General features: G+C 42.9%; 13 protein-coding genes and 1 tRNA gene. 11 read left to right on the plus strand and 3 right to left on the minus strand.

What is annotated here, in order from left to right:
• The first annotated feature begins 486 nt into the window (after positions 1-486).
• Positions 487-1,164 (plus strand): hypothetical protein, encoded by a 678-nt coding sequence (locus MLE17_RS12315; protein ID WP_243349008.1) that lies wholly within the window; start codon positions 487-489, stop codon positions 1,162-1,164.
• A gap of 63 nt (positions 1,165-1,227) precedes the next feature.
• On the opposite strand, the gene MLE17_RS12320 is transcribed toward MLE17_RS12315, so the two are convergent.
• The 3 genes from MLE17_RS12320 to MLE17_RS12330 form a co-directional block, all read right to left on the minus strand.
• Positions 1,228-1,803, minus strand: coding sequence for a hypothetical protein (locus MLE17_RS12320; RefSeq protein WP_243349009.1), 576 nt, complete (start codon positions 1,801-1,803; stop codon positions 1,228-1,230).
• Positions 1,804-1,851: 48 nt separating this feature from the next.
• Entirely contained in the window at positions 1,852-2,661 is an 810-nt protein-coding gene (locus MLE17_RS12325; RefSeq protein WP_243349010.1) for a hypothetical protein, read from the minus strand.
• A gap of 411 nt (positions 2,662-3,072) precedes the next feature.
• Positions 3,073-4,398 (minus strand): metallophosphoesterase family protein, encoded by a 1,326-nt coding sequence (locus MLE17_RS12330; RefSeq protein WP_243349011.1) that lies wholly within the window; start codon positions 4,396-4,398, stop codon positions 3,073-3,075.
• 207 nt (positions 4,399-4,605) lie between these two features.
• Between MLE17_RS12330 and MLE17_RS12335 the strand changes: the two genes are divergently transcribed.
• The 10 genes from MLE17_RS12335 to MLE17_RS12380 all read left to right on the plus strand — a co-directional run bounded on the left by MLE17_RS12335 (position 4,606) and on the right by MLE17_RS12380 (position 17,106).
• A complete protein-coding gene (locus MLE17_RS12335; protein ID WP_243349012.1) occupies positions 4,606-5,466 on the plus strand; it encodes a GyrI-like domain-containing protein in 861 nt (286 codons plus the stop codon).
• Between the two features lie 183 nt (positions 5,467-5,649).
• Positions 5,650-5,731: transfer RNA gene (locus tag MLE17_RS12340), tRNA-Leu, on the plus strand.
• Between the two features lie 106 nt (positions 5,732-5,837).
• Positions 5,838-6,365, plus strand: a complete 528-nt coding sequence (locus tag MLE17_RS12345) for an NUDIX hydrolase (protein WP_243349013.1) — start codon at positions 5,838-5,840, stop codon at positions 6,363-6,365.
• A gap of 179 nt (positions 6,366-6,544) precedes the next feature.
• Positions 6,545-9,556 carry a tetratricopeptide repeat protein gene (locus MLE17_RS12350; RefSeq protein WP_243349014.1) on the plus strand — a complete coding sequence of 1,004 codons (3,012 nt, stop codon included), beginning with the start codon at positions 6,545-6,547 and terminating at the stop codon, positions 9,554-9,556.
• A gap of 67 nt (positions 9,557-9,623) precedes the next feature.
• The gene (locus MLE17_RS12355) at positions 9,624-11,351 is read left to right on the plus strand and encodes a TonB-dependent receptor (protein ID WP_243349015.1); all 1,728 of its coding nucleotides are present in this window, start codon (positions 9,624-9,626) and stop codon (positions 11,349-11,351) included.
• 108 nt (positions 11,352-11,459) lie between these two features.
• Positions 11,460-13,754, plus strand: coding sequence for a type I DNA topoisomerase (gene topA / locus MLE17_RS12360; RefSeq protein WP_243349016.1), 2,295 nt, complete (start codon positions 11,460-11,462; stop codon positions 13,752-13,754).
• Between the two features lie 591 nt (positions 13,755-14,345).
• Positions 14,346-15,038 (plus strand): hypothetical protein, encoded by a 693-nt coding sequence (locus tag MLE17_RS12365; RefSeq protein ID WP_243349017.1) that lies wholly within the window; start codon positions 14,346-14,348, stop codon positions 15,036-15,038.
• A gap of 135 nt (positions 15,039-15,173) precedes the next feature.
• Entirely contained in the window at positions 15,174-15,653 is a 480-nt protein-coding gene (locus MLE17_RS12370) for a DUF2059 domain-containing protein (RefSeq protein WP_243349018.1), read from the plus strand.
• 50 nt (positions 15,654-15,703) lie between these two features.
• The gene (locus MLE17_RS12375; protein ID WP_243349019.1) at positions 15,704-16,357 is read left to right on the plus strand and encodes a DUF4145 domain-containing protein; all 654 of its coding nucleotides are present in this window, start codon (positions 15,704-15,706) and stop codon (positions 16,355-16,357) included.
• Between the two features lie 164 nt (positions 16,358-16,521).
• A complete protein-coding gene (locus tag MLE17_RS12380) occupies positions 16,522-17,106 on the plus strand; it encodes a hypothetical protein (protein ID WP_243349020.1) in 585 nt (194 codons plus the stop codon).
• The last annotated feature ends 149 nt before the right edge of the window (positions 17,107-17,255 follow it).

Here is a 17,255-nt window from a genome sequence, read left to right on the forward strand (position 1 = left end):
ATGAATACCACAACAAATAAAAATCACCAAGCACAAAAATCGAAGGCAAAATCGTTTCATAATAAAATATCAAGAGTTCGGGTTAACCAAAGATAATCCTAAAAAGTCTCAAAAAAAACACATCTCACGAGAAGTATTGAATCACAAATTTACTTGAATATTTGAGGTATATCTCATTTGCACCTATATTTAATAATACATTTCAGGCTTTTATTAAAAGTAGAATCATTGTTGACTATAAGAATTTATAGCACCTGAATTCTAAACAACGCCCAACCGTATCGGCCATGCATACCCCAACTACAATCCCCAATCAGATATTTCCTCAGCTTTCGTTCATCCAAAATTCACTACGATAACACAATAGTCATTTAAAAGCGAGCCAATCAATTCAGTTGTGGTTAAAAAAGCATTTTGACGGGAATCAACATTTGACAATTAATTTATCTTTGACCTATCTTATTTTTCTGGTTTTCAATGGTTACAATGGTATTTAATTCTCTCATTCGCTCTTTATTTCAAAGAGTATCTATTCAACGCATCTGTGCGGTCCATGCTGATAAAAAGCTGGACGTAACCGAAACGTGGCAAAAAGACCTGCTTCAGGATTACGCCACTCAGTTGGATTGTCCCGACGAGTATAAATTACAGATGCTTGCTGCACTCTCATATTATCCGGAACTGAGGAATACCCCTATCAAGGTGAAGTATTCCAATCTGGAAACGACAGCAACCTGCCGCCCTGCCATACCGTCCATCTTTACTATCCGTAAAAGCAAATCCCATGCCCGTCGTAAATACATTATCCGTATCAATAAAAAGGAGAATTTCAGCGGCGTACTGATGAAAGATGTACCTCTTAACGCCCAGATTGGCGTACTGGCGCACGAGATTGCCCACATTGTGGATTACGAACGCAGAAGTCATGTCGGTCTATTGAAACGGGCATTAGATTATCTGGAAGAAAATCGCAAGAAGCGTTTTGAATACCAGATTGACAAGCTCACTATCGAGCACGGACTTGGCTGGCAGCTTTACGATTGGGCAGACTATGCGATGCACAAGTCTAAGGCTTCAGAGAAATACAAAGCGTTCAAGAAACGTATTTACATGGGACCGGCTGATATTGAAATGCACATTCAGTCTTTAGCGGTTCAGGGATAAAGATTATATGACAGCGCCCGGCTTTCTGATTTGAAGGTCGGGCGTTGTCGTTTCACTGAACCTCTAGTAATTAAACTCCTTCGTATTCTCATCTACATATTCAAGTATACCTCCAAAGCAATTATTTTCTCCGGTTAAAACACCTCTGTTGAATAAAGCATGTGCGTATAAAAGCATCATCTTATCATCTGATATTTGCTTAGACCAACTCTTTCTTCTTTTTATTTCTACAGCCAGTGAATCAAAGTTTACGTTCTGCTCAAGTTGATGTAATTCATCCATCGAATACTCCCAGGATCCACCAATATTCCAGATAGCACTATCGTTCTTAAATGTAAAATACCTCGCTTTATTTTCTAAAGCCAACAACTTTACTTTTCGTATGCTTAAATCATCATACCCAAGATGATATTCCCGATGTAGAGCCCCCTTTATGAAGTCTCCTTTTGTGCAATATTCCCTAACCTGTCCTGTATTGACATTTTTTGCTTTGACTACTACGAAATATTGAAATGTACTTTCGTTATTTATAGCGGCAACATAATTCAGATATAACATATCCGTTGTTTGTCCCGAAGAAGCATTTGCTATTAAAATGGCTATAAGAAAAGCACCAACCAACCCAACTAATCGCCTCATTTTCGAATCATTTTGCAATTCAACTTATAAAAACATCGTATCTCTCACTCACCCCACCTCCAACACCTTACCGCAACCCGCATATTTCTCCTGCATCGGTTGTCCGGTCGGACCCAAGGAAGCAAACTCAATCCCGACACAAAGAATGAGCGTATCGTGATCAGTCAGCTGGCTGGCATATTCGCTCAGATCAAGTTCCAGTACCTGTTCGGAGAATGAAGCCTTAGCAGAGGTCCATTCGGTGGTCGATTCCCGTAACCAGAATCCATTGCTGCAGCCCACTGGCGAATAATCGACCCACTTAGCGTTATACCCTTTCATATCGGGCACGACACCCAGTGATGCGGCAAGACGGAAGAGGGGGAGTTTGGTAAAATTATTGAGCGACACCACGCCACTGAATGCGGGAATGGTCACCGTTGCCTTCATCGCCTGTCGGTCAAGAGCCCAATGCGGAGCCACCTTCATCACTGAGTCAAACGGGTGGTATTTATTAAAGTTGAAGCCCGAAATCACCGCCTTGTATTTCGACAGGTAGATGCCCCGGCTCCCCAACGCTGCCGATTCGTCCAGTTTCTGTATCTGTTTCATCAGGGCATTCATCGGTCCGGAAGTATTGTAGTCTGCCAGTCGCTTGCCCGTATAGCAAGCCGTCCGCACAGCACTTCCCATCTTGGTGCAGCCCACCCATTCGGCATTGTTCAAGCGCACCATTGCACAACTGGCCGAACGTTTTATCTTGGATTTACTCGGGCCCCCTTTTGCACGGGCGATAACCCCATCATGTCCCTTCATCGTGTACATCGTGATACCGCCAATGGTGCCGGTCATCAGGTTTACTCCTTTTACTTTTGCCATAATCGTCAGTTTTTGAGATAACATTCATTTTAAATGAAACAGAGAATCACACAGTCGCCCATCATCGGAGACACTATGTGACATGAAAGGCGGGTATTCCTATACGATTGTAAGTATCTTGCTATACTCTATACAAGATTTACAAATTTAGCAAAAACTGAGTAATTCCATATATATACCAGAGATATTTCAGTTTATAATTAAACAGAAACATCACAGGGATATTACTGGGATAACACTGAGATATCTCTGGGAAAACATCCTATCAGGAGTATATAAAGAGTACAACAACAGTAGAGCAAGGGTATTTCTGAGTAGTAAAAAAGATAACAAAAACAGCATTTGGGGGGTAAAAATAGAAAAGGCGGAAACTATTGCTCCGCCTCATAATTCAGACTGATTGCTTATTGGCTAATTTGCCATAGCAACTCCGGTGTTCAGATTTATCGTTATGTTGTTATCAGCCGGGGGGAGGTCTGTCCATATACTTTGAGTCACAAATGCAAGGGTTGGTACCACTCCGGCAACCGTCTGAATGTCGCTATTATCAACAACTGTAGGTGATTCATCACCGGCATAGTGAGCCATCAAAGCATTCGCTAATATCCGGTCAAGTCCGTAATAACTAATGGTAGTCTGTGACAGATTATGGGGTGAACCGGTCAACATATTACCGGCAAGCGTTTTCATACCGACACTCAGGTAATCTTTGGCATATTGCTGAAAAGAGGTTCCCGCGGGAATTGTACTGAAAGTAACATTATCAATGTATCTTGACTCGATTTTCAAGGTATTATCGACGGTATTTAGAGTAACTATGCGATAAGGGCACGGCGAAGTAACCGTACTTCCGGTTTCCACATCATAGATAAAACCTGCCGCGCCACTCTTCTTAACAATATCCTGAGCATGGAAATGCCCGGTAAAAACGACATTCATCCCCATATCGGCCAGGGAGGTAGAGATATTCGCCCAATCGGAAATCAGATAATCGGGAAAAAGACTCCCCTCTCCGGCAAAATGCTCCACCATACCATGATGCATCATGGTCAACAAAATCTTATTTTGCACTTTGGCCTGAGCAATGACGGATTTTACCCAGGAGAGTGTATGCTCCGAAATACTTCCAGCAGACTCACGAAGGGGAAAATAATGACAAGCATCAATTCCTAATACCCACACTCCATTGACAGGTTCGGACAGATAACTCAACGAGGCGGTATCCCGTTCAATCGCATTGGCATAACCACAATTGGCATAAATAGAGGCAAAATCAACAGCTGATATATTGGCGACCGATGTCTGTGAAGAACCCACAAAACCGGAGGCTGCCGGATTATCTATATCGTGATTTCCCGGAACGACCAGCACCTGAATACCTTTATCTGTCAACGTCTTGAAAAGAGTGGCTACCGCCTGATGGTCAACCTTCTCCCCGTCTTTAGTCAAATCGCCCGTTACAAGCAGAAAGTCGGGTTTCTCGACCAATACATCTGCCAATACATTTTGTAGAATCGCTCTACTTTCCAATAGTAATTTGCGGTCAGCTGTCAAAAGGGATTGCAAATTGGCATTTGCCGGAAGGCTAAACAGAGAAGGGGCAAAATAATGAATATCGGAAATGACCATAAACTTAACCGTTCTGGGGACATTATTATTCCCGTCTTCCTTATTACACCCAATCAACAATACTAGAAATAACGCTATGACATAGTTGCAGAAATTTTGTTTCTTCATGGTTTTGTAATTGTACAGAATTTTAAACTTGATGGCTTATAGATAGAAAGGGTATGATTTTTCAAACGCTGCAAATATAGAGCAAATTGGGAAATCACCAATTATCATTCTGTTCCTGCCCGCTCAATTCTTAAATCAAAAACAGCAAGATTGGAAAAGTATTCCGAGGAAACCTGTTGTACCTTTGTTTTTATCAAAATAAACAAGATGAATCCGAAACCCGACACCCGTATCGAATATGTCCGGCGCATCGACCGCCTGACCGAATACATCAACGAACATCTGGAGGATGAACTGGACCTCAACAGGCTGGCGCAAATGTGCAATCTGTCACCCTATCACTTCCATCGCATCGTAAAAGCATTCCTGAGGGAGCCGCTTGGCGCTTACATCGGACGACTCAGGGTGGAAAAGGCGGCTCGCTCACTGCGCTATACCGACTTGCCGGTGCAGGAAATTGCCTTCAGTGTAGGGTACGATTCTCCCTCTTCCCTTACCAAAGTGTTTAATCAGTATTACGGTATCTCACCTACCGAATTTCGAAACAATAAAAACTTTATCATTATGAAACCGGCAATCATTAACACCGAATTGAACCTGAAAGCTCCCAAGATTAAAGAACTGGAAGAAAAGACAGCGCTCTACATCCGTCAAACGGGAGAGTATTCGTCGCTTGATTTCGAAAGTGCTTATACCAAACTATGGGGATGTGTAAAGGAACAAAAACTCTTCAGCGCAGGCATTGAGCATATCTGCGTCTATCACGACGACCCGAAGGTGACCGAAAGCGATAAGTTGCGTACCGACATCTGTCTGATCATTAAGAAAACAGCCACACCATCGGGTGAAGTCGGCATCAAAACCATCAGCGGCGGCAAGTATGCGATTTTCCTCTATCAGGGCAGCTACAACAATTTGGGTGCGGTGTACGACACCATCTTCGGCCACTGGCTTCCGGGTAGCGGCTGCACGTTGCGCGATGCTCCCTGCTTCGAAAAATACATCAGTAACCCCAAAGTTACCGCTCCGGAGAAACTAAAAACAGAAATTTATGTGCCGATTGAATAGAAAACACGAATACAATGTTTATGGCTCTGAAAAAAAAATCACCTGAAATGAAAAACTTTTCACTTCAATAAACCAATGATAATCAAGACAACAAGACACAAAACCCTTTATCCATCGCATTTCAAATGAAAAAATAATTTGCAGGTTTGAAAAATAGCGCTACCTTTGCAACGCAATTCCGAAGCGGATGTGGCGTAATTGGTAGCCGCGCCAGACTTAGGATCTGGTGCCGTGAGGCGTGGGGGTTCGAGTCCCTTCATCCGCACAAAAAGAGGTTTTCCGTTGGATTACCTCTTTTTTTGTTTTTAATCCGTTTGTTTCCAAACCTCCAAGGTTTTTAAAAACCTTGGAGGTTTAGCAATCTATACATTATGAAACACCCACTGCATCAATTCAAGCACTGCCCCAAGTGCGGCTCTTCCACTTTCCACGAACACAATTTCAAAGCCTATAAGTGCGACGATTGCGAATTTATCTATTACTTCAATCCCTCATCGGCTACCGTAGCCTTTATCCTGAACGAAAAGGGTGAACTGTTGGTTTGCCGTCGGGCACACGATCCGGCCAAAGGGACGCTGGATCTTCCCGGTGGATTTGTAGATATGGACGAAACCGGCGAAGAGGCTATCATGCGCGAGGTCGAAGAAGAGACCGGCCTTAAGACAAAAGCGCTGCAATACCAATTTTCACTCCCCAACCGGTATGTTTACTCCGACTTTGAGGTGCATACATTAGATATGTTTTTCGCCATTCAGGTAGAAGATGCGACTAAGCTGCAAGCCAATGACGATGTGGAAGAATCGTTCTTTGCTCCATTAGATAAAATCAACCCGGCTGAATTCGGATTAGTTTCCGTTCGCAAGGGGTTGGAACGCTTCCTTGCCGAAAGATTAAAATAAACTACTCCGGAATTTGTACTTTCCGGCCTTCTTCTTCGTTTATTCCTTTAAATGTAACTGAAAAAGCAGAGGTTATGCGACCCGTTGCCTCAACTTTTTCAGCTACATTTGCAATCAGACCACCTGTTGGCCTCCCTCATTAACACGCAAGTATTTATTCAACAAAGAAATAAATCCTCATGAAGAAAATATTGATTGCCGCATCACTTACCATGTCCGTAGGATTATCTTCTGCACAGCATCCGGCTGCGTACGGAATGACAGGTAAAGAAGCCTTATTTTATCAGGGAAAAGAGATGTTTGCAAACGGAAACTTTGCCGGTTGTATAGAGCAACTGCAAAAATACCGTTCATCAGCTGTTCAGACAAACTTGTTAAGTGAAACCGACTATATGTTGGCCGCTGCTACTTTCCAGACCGGAGAAGAAACAGCCAGGAACCAACTCGAAACCTTTTTACGTAAACATCCGGATTCACGTCATGTGGACCGGGTTAAGTTTCTGCTGGGGACGCTTTCATTTTACAAAAACGAGATTGAAGAGACCATAAGTACGCTTCGTGAGGTGAAGACCGAATTTCTGGATAAAGAGGAAAAAGCCGACTGTCAGTATCGCCTGGCTTATGCCTATATAGCCGAAAAAAAAGAACAGGAGGCTCTAAAGCTGATGCGTGAATTGCAACACAACAGCCCTAAATACGCTGAAGCTGCCACCTATTATCTGGCGTGGTTTGATTATCGGGACAAACAGTTCGACCAGGCGGTAAGCGGTTTTGAAGCAGTGAAGAATAATCCTGAATTCAGTGAAAACGCCCGCTTCTACCTGACTCAGATTTACTTTGTCAAACACAATTTCGACGCGGCAATTTCTGCGGGTGAAGGCCTGATTACTCAAACTCAGGACAACTACCGTTTAAGCGAATTGTATCGCATCGTCGGTGAAAGCTATTACTACCAACACAATACCAACAAAGCAGTAACCTATCTCACCTCGTATGCAGAGAAGGATAAAACTCCGCTGCAAGCCAGCATGCTGATTCTCGGAACAGCCATTTACCAGAATGGAGATTACGGAAAAGCCATCAACTACCTGAAACTGGCGACCGGTAAAGAAGAGACGCTAAACCAATCAGCATTCTACTACCTGGGCAACTGCTACCTGAAAACCGGCAATAAAAAAAGTGCACTAATGGCGTTTGAGTCGGCTTCCAAATCAACGGCAAACATGCAGGTGAAAGAGGTGGCACTCTACAATTATGCCATGCTCGTTCATGAAACTGCCTATTCACCATTTGATGAATCGGTATCGTCGTTTGAGCAATTCCTCAACGAATTTCCGGAATCCATTTATGCCGACAAAGTCAGCAGTAGTTTATCTGAAGTTTATCTGACTTCGAAAAACTATCCGTTGGCTTTGGAGAAAATCAATAAAATCAAACAACCAAACTCCAAAATCCTGGCTGCCAAACAACGCATCCTTTACCAGCTTGGTGCGCAGATGCTCATCAACGGGCAACCCGATGAAGCCATTGCTAAACTGAACAGTGCCATCGATATGGGCAAACTGGATAGTGAAGCATTCGCCGAAGCCTACTTCTGGCGCGGTGAAGCATATTATCGTCAGAACCAAATAAACAAAGCCGGCAACGATTATCAGGTTTACCTCAGCAATACAACCGGCGCCAACAAGCAAAACCAGGCATTGGCCTACTACAACCTCGGCTATACCGAATACAAACAACAAGAAACTGGCAAAGCGCAAAAATCATTTGAGCAGTTCCTCAATCTGGAGAAAAGCAACAATGACCTGATTGCCGATGCGACCAACCGAATCGGTGATTGCCGTTACCTACAGCGCGATTATGCTGCTGCTGAAAGCAATTATGCAAAAGCGGGGCGCATTTCCCCTCAGGCTGCTGACTATTCCATGTTCCAACAGGCTCAGATGCTCGGCATTCAGAAGCAATACAATGCTAAAATCAGCCTGCTGGATAAAATCATCAAAAACGAGCAATCGGAATATGCCGATGATGCGCTTTATGAAAAGGCCAAAGCTTACGAACTCTCCGACCGCAACAGCCAGGCACTACAAACCTATCAGCTGTTGACGGAAAAATATCCTCAAAGTCCGCTTACCCGTGATGCCGGCGTGCAAATGGCGATGCTCTACTTCGGTATGGGCAATACGGAGAAATCAATCGAATGGTATAAGAAAACTATCTCTTCATTTCCGGGCAGCGATGAAGCCAATGTGGCTAATGAGGATTTGAAACGAATCTACAAAGACCAAAACCGTATCGACGAATATGCCGATTTCCTCAAAACGTTGGGTGGAAATGTCAACTTCTCCGCAACAGAGCAGGATTCGCTGATGTATTTCGGAGCTGAAAAGGTCTATATGAAAGGCAATAAAACTTCTGCCCAGACCAGCTTCACTAAATATCTAAAGAGCTTTCCGGATGGAGCCTTCTCACTCAATGCCAACTACTATATGGCCAATATGGCAATTGAAAACAAGAAATACGACGATGCCCTCCCCTATCTGGAAAGCATTTTGAGTCGTCCGGACAATAAATTTACCGAAGGCGCATTGCGTTCTGCGGCAGAAATCAGCTTCAACAAAGCCGATTATGCCAAGGCTGACACACTATACCAGCAACTGGAGCAAAAAGCCATTGCACAAAAGACAAAAACAGACGCCCGTGTTGCCCGTTTGCGTTGTGCATGGTTGACCAATAAATATGCAGACGCTTCTGCTCTGGCTACGAAGCTTCTTGCTGACCCTGCCACCAAAGGAGAATTGAAAACGGAATGCATTTACTATCGTGCCAAATCAAATCTGGCTTTAAACCAAAACCAGACTGTCGTTGCTGATTTGACTACCCTGGCTAAAGATACCCGCAGCGCCTTCGGGGCAGAATCGAAATACCTGCTGGCGGAATATTACTTCAACATCGGTAGCCTGCCTAAAGCTGAATCGGAAATTACCGATTTCATCAACAAAGGAACACCTCAACAACACTGGCTGGCGAAGAGCTTTATCCTGTTGGTGGACATTTACATCAAAAATGACGACCTCTTCCAGGCGAAACAGTATCTCCTGAGTTTGAAAAACAACTACAAGGAGAAAGACGAAGAGATTGCCAAAATGATTGAAGAGCGACTGCCGAAAGTGGAACAGGCAGCAGAATAGGTTATACGTAATACATTTTAAGTGATACGTAAAGTCAAACGTCAGAACAAAGATAAAAGTAACAGCAATGAACAAGAAAGTAATATATATAGCCTGCATGGCTCTGGCTGCTTCGGTAACTCTTCAGGCACAAAAGAAAGCGGCTGCAAAAGACTCAACCCTTAACCGTCAAATGGTACTGGAGCGGGAATTTAAGCCGGTATTCAAGGATGCATCGCGTATCGACCAGTTGCCACAGGTGACAGAAGCCAAAGCAACCAAGTCTCCCGTGCAATACCAGTTCAACGCACTGGATTTGGCCTACCCGACCCAGTGGAAGACCATTCAACCGGAAAAAAAGATGGGACGCCCTGACTTTTCGGAGCAGAAAGGCTACCTCAACCTCGGTGCCGGTGCACAAACTAACACCTACGGCAACGGTGGAATCCTGTTGGTCAATGATGCGGCCAATAAACTTTCGCTGACATTTGACCACCGGCTTATCAACGACACCCGTAAGATCAAACAAACCGGAGATGAAAACACTGTATTCTCTACTGACAATGCTTTGCAGGGAAATTACGGTCATGAATTCGAAAAATCAGCCCTTGAAATATCCGGTGGTTACAAACATTCGGCATTTAACTACTTCGGACAGCCATCTCTTGTCCGTTACACCCTGTTACATGTCCCTATTTACAACGATCATCAAATCCATAACCGTCTGTTTTTGCAAGGAGAAATGCATTCTCTGGAAGACAGCGTTCTGGAATACAAAGCAATGGTCAAATACGGATTTCTCGGTAAAAAATTAAGTGCTATAGACAGCCTTAGCGGCAACCGGGAGCATCACATCTTGATTGAAGGTGAAATCTCCGGCAGATTCATGGAAAACTCCCGCATAGGACTGGATTTTGGATTGAATAATTTCGTTTACCAAACTGACAAAGCGCTGGAAGTGGAGGAAATATACAAACCGGAGAATTATGGGTTGTTTGAATTCACTCCACACATCGACTTCGAAGGTGAAAAATACAACGTGCGCTTAGGTTTGAAATCAGAATTTGAATTCGCTAAAAAGAATGTAATCCACTTAGCCCCCAGCATTTCCGGTAAATGGGAGTTTGCCGACCGTTTTTTCCTGATCGGTGAGTTTGGCGGAGGTTCTAAGATTTATTCATTCGAACAAACCGATGCTGAATACCGCTATCTCAATCCTGCCATGCGCCTGAAAGATACTTTCACTCCGCTTGATGCAACTATCAGCTTCCGCACCAATGCTGTACCGGGTTTCGGATTTGAATTATTGACCGGATACAAATCCGGTGAGGACTATTTCATGACCTCGGAGCAAACCGGCAACAGAATAAACGTGCTGACTCCGCATCAGACTGTGATCAAACAGACCAAAATCGGATTATTGGCTGAATATAAATATGATAAAATCGCCGACCTGACATTCAAACTAATGAAATACAGCTATAAAGCAGATCCGGAAGAAACAATCACTGCTAAAACCAAAGCCTGGGGAAAACCGGACCTCGAATTATCTCTTGACGGCGATTTTCATTTAACTGAAAAGGTTTCAGCGCAAATGAATTACTATCTGGCATCGGGCAGATACGCTTTGGTGAATGACGAAACCGTATCTATGAAGCCCATCAGCAGCCTGAACATCGGCAGCCGGTATGCGTTCAATAAAAAAGTCTCTGCCTTTGCTCAATTGAACAACCTTTTGTTTCAAAAATATGACCTTTGGTATGGAATGCCCGCCCAAAGTTTCAATTTTATAGCAGGTATCGGACTTACCTTTTAATTTTTAGTTACTTTTGTGCGCTTTCCAATGAAAAGGAAAGCCTTGGGCGTGATTTTCGTGACAGAAAAGAGCGCTCATTCATTATCTGAAAACAGCAGAACCAGACCTATGGTAAAAAACTTAGTCATTGTTGAGTCCCCGGCAAAAGCCAAAACGATTGAGAAGTTTCTTGGAAAAGATTTCAAAGTTTTATCCAGCTACGGACATATTCGCGATTTAAAAAAGAAGGATTTCAGTATCGATATCCCCAATCACTACACTCCTATTTACGAAATTCCCAAGGAAAAGAAGAAGCTGGTGGATGAATTACGCGACTTATCAAAGGAGGCAGAGACCGTATGGTTGGCTTCCGATGAGGACCGCGAGGGAGAAGCCATTGCATGGCACTTGTATGAGGTACTGGAATTGAGTCCGGAGAAGACAAAACGTATTGTATTCCACGAGATTACTAAAAATGCCATTCTGCATGCGATTGAAAATCCGCGCGGCATCAACTTTGACCTGGTAAATGCGCAACAGGCGCGTCGCGTGCTTGACCGTATCGTAGGTTTTGAGCTTTCACCGATCCTTTGGAGAAAAGTGAAGCCCGCTCTTTCTGCCGGACGCGTGCAATCCGTTGCCGTGCGCCTGATCGTAGAGCGCGAACGCGACATTCAGAAGTTTACTCCCGAAGCAGCCTATCGTGTCATCGCTCTCTTTTTGATTCAAAATGAAAAGGGTGATACTACAGAGCTAAAAGCAGAACTTAACCAACGTCTGCAAACGAAAGAAGAGGCGCTTGCATTCCTTGAATATTGTAAAAATTCCAATTTCCTCATTGAGGATATTACCACACGCCCGACGCGCAAATCGCCGGCGGCACCTTTTACCACCTCAACCCTGCAACAGGAAGCTGCGCGCAAGCTGAGCTTCTCTGTATCGCAAACGATGATGGTGGCACAGAAGCTTTACGAATCGGGACACATTACTTATATGCGTACCGACTCGGTAAACCTCTCTGACCTGGCGCTCAATGCAGCTAAAGCGGAAATCCTCAATACAATGGGCGAGAAATACGTCAATACACGCCAGTACAACACCAAATCAAAAGGTGCTCAAGAGGCGCATGAGGCCATCCGTCCGACCTATATGGACAAACCGACCATTGAAGGAACGGCTCAGGAGAAAAAACTTTATGACCTGATCTGGAAACGCACTTTAGCTTCGCAAATGAGCGATGCAGAGCTTGAAAAAACCACTGTAACCATCGGCGTTAATGAGCACAAACTGAAATTTGTGGCAACCGGTGAGGTGATTAAGTTCGACGGATTCCTGCGCGTCTATCTCGAATCAAACGATGACGAAAATGAGAAAGACGATGACAGCAGCTTGTTGCCTCCAATGGCTGTGGGCGAACTGTTGAGTCTGAAAGAGATCAACGCAACCGAGCGTTTCACCCAGCGTCCGGCCCGTTTCTCTGAGGCAAGCCTCGTTCGCAAACTGGAAGAGCTCGGTATCGGCCGTCCTTCTACCTATGCGCCGACCATCTCTACCATCCAGAACCGCGAATATGTGGAAAAAGGAGATAAAGAGGGAGTGGAACGTTCGTTCAATGCTCTCAAGCTGAAAAATAATAAGATTACCGACACTACCAAGACCGAAACTACCGGTAACGATAAAGGAAAACTTTTCCCAACCAACATCGGTGTGGTGGTAAATGACTTCCTGACCGAATATTTCCCCGACATCCTCGACTTTAACTTCACCGCAAGTGTGGAGAAGGAGTTCGATAATATTGCGGATGGCGATATGGAGTGGACAGAAGCCATCGACACCTTCTATAAATCGTTCCATCCTGTAGTAGAAGCTACTGCGGCGGTGAAAACAGAACGTAAGGTGGGTGAACGTATCATCGGAACCGATCCTAAGACCGGTCGTCAGGTTTCAGTGAAGATCAGCCGTTTTGGTCCCGTGGTTCAAATCGGAACAGCGGACGAAGAGGAGAAGCCAATCTTTGCTTCGCTTAAGAAAACCGAGTCGATGGAGACCATTACCCTCGAAGCGGCATTGAAACACTTCGAACTGCCACGCACATTGGGTGACTTCGAAGAAAAAACTATTACCGTGGCCAGCGGACGTTTCGGTCCGTATGTGAAGCACGACAATAAATATGTTTCAATCCCGAAAGGCGGCGATCCAATGACTATCACACTTGAGGAAGCCGTTGAATTGATTAAGGAAAAACGCATCAAAGAGAGCCAGAAGCACATCAAGGCCTTCGAACAGGATGCTGACCTGCAAATCCTCAACGGACGATGGGGTCCATACATCGCTTACAAAAAGAAAAACTTCAAAATCCCGAAAGATAAAGTTCCGGCAGATCTCACCTTCGAGGAGTGTATGGAGATTATCAACAAAAAATAATGGAAAAGGCGGACGCAGGTTCGCCTTTTTTTATGTCTGCTTCATTCCCCCTGCGACTCTAAGTCGCGGGGGGAATAATTTGATCCATTTACCTCCCCTCTTTATCCATTTAGGCGCACTTTCTTCCATTTTATGCCTATTATGGATTGATTTATCCACTCTAAGAATTGATTTATGTCCAAATGTAAATGGTTTATATCCATTTGAAAACCATTTATGTCCATTTGAAAATCATTTATCTCCATTTCATTTTAATATATTCACATTATGAAATGATTTATCTCATCTCGGGAATGATATGAGCCAAATTCGTTCTGATACATTCACAATCCATTATAATTTATTCAGGCTTCGAACTCATTTGTAGCATCTTGGAAATGATTTATCCGCTCTTCTGATTGATTTATTCATACTTTTCATCCATAAATACATATTCTGATGCAAAATGCGCCATCTCAAAAATGATTTAAACTCATTTTCTCTACTAAAATCCGCATTTTAGAATAAAAAACTAACCATTTTGTTAATGTAATATTGTTTCATATAAAATATATCCCTATATTAGCTGCGTAAACCATAAAACTTAACACAATGAATAGTATTCAAATGGATCAGGAAAAGATGTATGGTCTCTCCATCAAACATCTGGAGAGTAATTCTACCATCTTTGCAGAAAACAAACCACTCAATGATGCGCTCAATGTCGCAAAAGCGAAACATAAGCTGATTAGCGATAATTCGCAGAAACAGTCGATTATCAAAAAGGGGATTGTTACCGACAAAAGGAACCAGATACAGGTTGCCGCAAAGAGTGCATTTAAAGTATGTAACCTGCTCGTGGCTTTTGCCGTCTCTCAAAACAATCAAACCCTCAAGGAGCAAGCCGACTACAACTTTTCAGAACTGACTACCGGTCGTGAAAATGAATGTATCAAACGTTTCAGGCTTATCCTCAAATTTGCCAAAGACAATAAGGAAGCCTTATTGGAATATGGTCTGACCGAAGATAAGATTTCTTCTTTCGAGCAAAAAATCGAGGATGCAGATTCTTCTCTGAGTCTTCCTCGTCAGGCTACAACGGCCAGCTCGACAGCGACAAAAACCATAGCGACACTCTATTCGGAGATGTACACGCTGTTTAAGGACACTATCGACCGCCTGGTGATGCAATATGATGAATCACACCCTGATTTCTATTACGAATATCAGAAGGCCCGCACCATTATCTCGGGATCCGGTGGCCGAACTTCAAAAGGCGACAACAACACCCCTCCTGCCCAATAATAAATGGACAATAAACTCCGGCCGGACATCTGGTTCAGCCGGAGTTTATTCATTTATAATCATTATTCTATCACTTATCCTCAACAAAGTCTCTACTAAAAACAGATATAACACAACTCTTAAACATTTACCGTTATGAAAAAGCTACTTCTTTCTATCGCAATTTGCTCAATCGCTGCTTTATCCACTCAAGCCCAGACCAAACATGACCGTGTCGTCAAACTCATCCATCTGATGCAGGCTGATGAAATGATCAACAAATCTTTCGAAGGCATTTCTGCCACCGTCATCCAACAAGCTCAATCCGAAGCCAAAGATTCGATGGCTAAGGAAAAAGTAAAAGTGATGATGGAGACCGTCATGAGTGCTGCTAAAGATATGGCCAAGAAGCTGATCAATGAAGATATGGTGACGCTATACGAAAAGTACTTTAACGCAGCCGATATCGAGAGCTATATCCGTTTTTACGAAAGCCCCGCCGGAAAAAAAATGGTCGCCGTGCAGCCCGAAATGCAAAAGGACCTGATGAACGTCATGTTTAGCAAATATATCCCTGATTTTAAGGCTAAAATCGAAGCGAAAGCGAAGGAAATGAAGGAGGGGGAAAAGAAATAAGACAATCAATTAATAACAAATATAAACAACGAATTATTGTTATATATAATATGAGACAAATTCCAACCAGTAATGGCCCCGTAGAGATCGAAGGCCATCCTAATCATTGTCCTTTTTGCCATCAAGTAATTACACCTAATTATCTTTATGGACATTTAAATTACGATACACTAGAAGTAATATTAATTTGCCCAAACAATGTGTGCAATAAAAGCTTTATTGGTTATTACGATGAAATAAACATTCCATATAATAGATATTACCAATACAATAACCAAACATCTTTGGGTAATTTAAAGGAGAAAGAATTTAGTGAAACTATAAACTCAATTTCTACCAATTTCACCTTGATATATAATCAATCATTAGCTGCAGAGCAATATCAATTAATAGAAATCTGTGGAGTAGGTTATAGAAAAGCACTTGAATTTCTAATAAAAGAGTATCTCATTCAAAAGAACAAATCCGAACAAGAAAAGATTGAAAAAAAACTTTTAGGATCTTGTATTAATGAATATGTAGACGATGTAAGAATTAAAAAAGTAGCCAAGCGGGCTGTATGGCTTGGAAATGACGAAACCCATTATATTCGAAAATGGGAAGGTAAAGACTTAAGTGATCTAAAAAAACTAATAGACCTTACTGTACATTGGATTGAAATGGAAGCTTTAACCAAGAGTTTTGAAATAGAAATGCCTGAATAAAAGTCATTAACGCGACAAGCGGCTTTGAGCCGCTGTTCGCTTGCTGCAGAAAGATTCGAAGCGTATACCGGGCAGCGGCTTCAAGCCGCTTGCCGGGTTTTACCATCTTAATCAGATATTCTCATATAAAATAACTGCTTGATTATAATCTAAAATAGAGATGTATGTTTTTCGAGGACGGTGCTACATATCACGTTTATAACCGAAGCAATGAAACATTGTTTCATAACCGGGAAAATTACCTCTTCTTTCTTCGGAAAATCCGAAAGCACATACTTCCTTATGCAGATATATTGGCTTATTGCCTCATGCCAAATCATTTCCACATAATCCTGGTCGTAAAAGCGGAGGGTGTAGTTTACTCAACAGTCAAAAAGCATGAAGACATGCAACAAATGGCTCAGGCATTTGGCACAATGCTAAGTTCATACACACAGGCATTAAACAATCAGACCCAAAGACGAGGAAATCTGTTTGCTCATCATACTAAATCCCGGAAAATCAATGGTAGTGGAAATAATTATGGTATTAACTGCTTCATGTATGTACATCAAAATCCCCTACTCGCCGGATTAGTCGAACGAATGGAAGATTGGGAATACTCTTCATTTCCGGATTACATCGGCAAAAGAAGCGGAACCTTAATCAACAAACAATTAGGTCTGGATATTTTCCAGTTGGAGCCGGCGCAAATTTATTTTGCCTCATATCAACTACTCATAGATAAAAGTGATGAGGATTTTCTGTAGTCTTGGGTTATCTTTAAACGCGACAAGCGACTTTGAGCCGCTGTTCGCTTGCCGCAGAAAGAGTCGAAGCGCACACCGGGCAGCGGCTTCAAGCCGCTTGCCGGGTTTTCCACATCTAAAAAAAGGAACACAGAAATGAACAATGATAA

It is taken from the genome of Parabacteroides sp. FAFU027, from assembly GCF_022808675.1.
GTDB lineage: Bacteria > Bacteroidota > Bacteroidia > Bacteroidales > UBA7332 > CAXXIC01.